Source organism: Rhodococcus sp. EPR-134 (genome assembly GCF_001647205.1).
Taxonomy (GTDB): domain Bacteria; phylum Actinomycetota; class Actinomycetes; order Mycobacteriales; family Mycobacteriaceae; genus Rhodococcus_F; species Rhodococcus_F qingshengii.
The window spans coordinates 1-2,571 of sequence record NZ_LVCT01000091.1; the positions used below are offsets into that span (position 1 = coordinate 1).

3 protein-coding genes are annotated in these 2,571 nt (G+C 61.7%); all 3 read left to right on the forward strand.

Annotation, left to right across the window (positions count from 1 at the left end; all coding sequences use genetic code 11):
• On the forward strand, window positions 1–1,160 hold a 1,160-nt coding region (locus tag A2J01_RS04570), incomplete at its 5' end, for an MFS transporter (RefSeq protein WP_064112129.1).
• Entirely contained in the window at window positions 1,160–1,783 is a 624-nt protein-coding gene (locus A2J01_RS04575; RefSeq protein ID WP_042447831.1) for an RBBP9/YdeN family alpha/beta hydrolase, read from the forward strand. The genes A2J01_RS04570 and A2J01_RS04575, both read left to right, overlap by 1 nt.
• The coding region (locus A2J01_RS04580) for an AMP-binding protein (RefSeq protein ID WP_156519154.1) at window positions 1,776–2,571 on the forward strand (796 nt) is incomplete at its 3' end. The genes A2J01_RS04575 and A2J01_RS04580, both read left to right, overlap by 8 nt.

Below are 2,571 nucleotides of genomic sequence, written 5' to 3' on the forward strand. Positions count from 1 at the left end.
GCAGCGTGGTGGCATTGATGGTCGGGCTGTTGACGTTCCCGTTGTCGCTGCTCGCGGACCGCTGGGGCCGCGTCAAGAGCTTGATCTTGATGGCGGTGTTGTGGAGTGTCGCGACGTTGCTGTGCGCAATCGCTCAGACCTACGAACAGATGTTGGGCGCCCGATTCCTGGTCGGTGTCGGTGAAGCGGCGTACGGCAGCGTGGGTATCGCCGTGGTCCTCAGTGTGTTTGCGCCCCGCGTGCACGCAGCTCTTGCAGGTGCCTTCATGGCCGGTGGATCGTTCGGTTCGGTCATCGGTGTGGCAATCGGTGGGTTCATCGCAGTCCAGTTCAGTTGGCGGTGGTCTTTTGCCGCCATGGCAATCTTCGGTCTGATTCTGGTCGCGCGCTTCCGTGCCCTCGTCACCGAGAAGAAGCTCACCGCTTACGCCGTCGAGGCCGCGCCGGATGCCGCCGGGGAAGCGGTGAGACACGACGGTTTTCGTGCGCCGGTGTCCTCGCTGTTCACCAATCCCGCCGTGTTGTTCGCCTATATCGGTGGTGGTCTCCAGATGTTCACCGCCGCTGTACTTCTGGCGTGGTTGCCGAGCTTCTTCAATCGTTACTACGATTTGGCCCCGGACAAGGCCGGTGTCACGGCTTCCGTGTTCGTCCTCCTGGTCGGAAGCGGGATGGTGGTCTGCGGTTTCATCACAGATAGATTCAGCCGCGACGATTCGGCGCGAAAATGGACCACCGCCATCGTCTACTGCGCCATCTCGTTGGTGACGCTGAGCATCGGGCTCCGGTTGGGCACGGGGACAGCACAACTCGTGTTGCTCGGTATCGGTGCATTCTTCTCCGCCGGTTCGTCGGGGCCGACGGCAGCGATGGTCGCGAACCTTACCCATCACTCGATTCGAGCGTCGGCCATGGGAACGCTCACCGTCGCCAACAACCTTCTCGGGCTGGCGCTCGGTCCCTTCGTTGTCGGCATCCTCGCCGATCACCTGGGTCTTCTCGGCGCTCTACAGCTTTCGCCCTTCGTCTATGTCGTCGCGGCCCTCGCGTTGGTAGCCGGCAAGCGTGCCTATCCCGCCGGGATGAGGCGGCTGGCGACGTTGCAGAATCGGCCCGAGATCCCCGGCGCCACTGAAGTAACAGACGTTCGGAGCTCATGATGAATGAATCAACTACGGTAGTAATGGTTCCCGGTCTGCGGGATCATGTCGAAGATCATTGGCAGACTCACCTCGCGCGCAGGCTCGACAACGTTCTGACGGTTCCTCCCCTCGAGACCGACAAGCTCAGCCGCGATGCGCGGGTTGCGGCATTGAACGAGGTGCTGACAAGTGTCTGCGGGCCGGTGGTCCTGGTCGGGCACAGCGCCGGAGTCATGACAGTTGCTCACTGGGCGAGGGCGCATCATCGAGAGGTTGCGGGCGCACTTCTGGTCACGCCGGCGGATCTCGAACTTCCGCTGCCCGAGTCTTATCCGTCTCTCGAAGATCTCGACCGACACGGGTGGCTACCGATACCGCGTCAGCGTCTGCCTTTTCCGAGCACGGTCGCGGCGAGTCGGAACGATCCGCTCGCCGGGTATCGCCGAGTTGTGGGTTTGGCTGAAGGATGGGGGAGTCGGTTGCTGGATCTGGGTGAGGTCGGACACCTCAATCCGGCGTCCGGATACGGGTATTGGCCGCGGGCGGAATCGTTGGTGTTGGAACTGCTCGAGTCGGTGTCGCACGCCGCCTCGTCTCATGCCACGGATTCCGAGGCGCAGGAGGAACACAGTCGTGCTTGATCTTGCTGCTCTGCTGGAAGATTCGGCCCGACGATACCCGGAACGGGATGCGCTGGTTCTCGGGGAAGCGAGGCTGACGTATGCGCAGTTCGACGCCTATGCGAATCGCATCGCCCATCTGCTCGTCTCGCGGGGTGTCGAGCCAGGTGACAAGGTGGCGTTGTCCTGCCCGAACGTTCTCGAGTTCCCGATCGTCTACTACGGCATTCTCAAGGCCGGCGGCGTCGTCGTTCCTCTGAACATTCTGCTCAAGGGGCGCGAAATCGCCTATCACCTGGCTGATTCGGAAGCAAAGCTGTACTTCTGTTTCGAGGGAAGTCCCGAATTGCCGATCGCTGAGTACGCCATCGCCGGGTTCGAGCAGAGCGAGACCTGTTCGGCCCTGATCGTGATCAGCGCCGAGTCGGGTGCACCGTCGTCGATCCTCGGAGTCGAGACTCTAGGCGAAGCACTGGCATCCGTGTCCGGCACGGAAACGCCTGCAGCCGCGGTTGTTCGTGAACCGACGGACACCGCGGTCATTCTCTACACCAGCGGCACTACCGGAAAGCCCAAGGGCGCCGAACTCACTCACTGCAACATGGTCTTGAATGCACTGTCGACCAACCGGTTGTTCGAGAGCGTTCCGTCCATGCATGAGCGTTATCTCCTGACTTTGCCGTTGTTCCACTCGTTCGGCCAGACAGTGACCATGAATGCGGGAATCTGCGTCGGTGCCACCTTGGTGTTGATGCCGCGCTTCGATGCGACCGCGGCACTCGAGATCATGGAACGCGAAAAGATCTCGG

Bases quoted from the DNA above. Each gene is read 5' to 3' on its own strand.
- A2J01_RS04575 (WP_042447831.1), top strand. From the start codon at position 1,160: ATGAATGAATCAACTACGGTAGTAATGGTTCCCGGTCTGCGGGATCAT.